This is a genomic window from Pseudomonas paracarnis (genome assembly GCF_904063055.1).
Classification (GTDB): domain Bacteria; phylum Pseudomonadota; class Gammaproteobacteria; order Pseudomonadales; family Pseudomonadaceae; genus Aquipseudomonas; species Aquipseudomonas paracarnis.
Genome location: NZ_CAJFCN010000074.1, coordinates 1 through 461 on the forward strand (window position 1 = coordinate 1; position 461 = coordinate 461).

At 55.5% G+C, this 461-nt stretch carries 1 protein-coding gene; it reads right to left on the bottom strand.

All coding sequences use genetic code 11. From position 1 onward, the window contains the following. Window positions 1-380 (bottom strand): hypothetical protein (locus JMV15_RS27955; RefSeq protein ID WP_201491996.1); only part of this gene is annotated, 380 nt, incomplete at its 3' end. Window positions 381-461 lie beyond the last annotated feature (81 nt).

Below are 461 nucleotides of genomic sequence, written 5' to 3' on the forward strand. Positions count from 1 at the left end.
TGTATGTGACGTATCACCGGCAACTTCAAGATCATTGTCTGTCGATGCCGGGCATGGCGCACCACCAGCAAATGGATCAGCACGGCGACCAGCGAAACATTCAGTTGCCCGATCACACTGAGCAGCCCCAACCCTTCAGCGAACAAGGCCACCAGCAAGGTCGCGCATGTCAGCATGATCATGCTCGGCCGCACCAGCGCCCATTGGTCCAGGGCCCTGAACTGCCGCAACTGCTTGGCGCACCCAAACTGCAACCCCGAGTGGCAATACGTACAGTCAAAAGGCACATCAATGGCAATGGCATTCAGTTGCCAAGGCTTGAGTTCAAACGTCATGTCGCACTGGGCGCAATGCCCTTTGCTACCGATTGCAGCGGCCATCGTCGTGTATCCTCGTGACCGTGACGGATGAAATAAATTCTCACCTATTCACGCTGCGACAAAACACGCCCAGGCAAATCA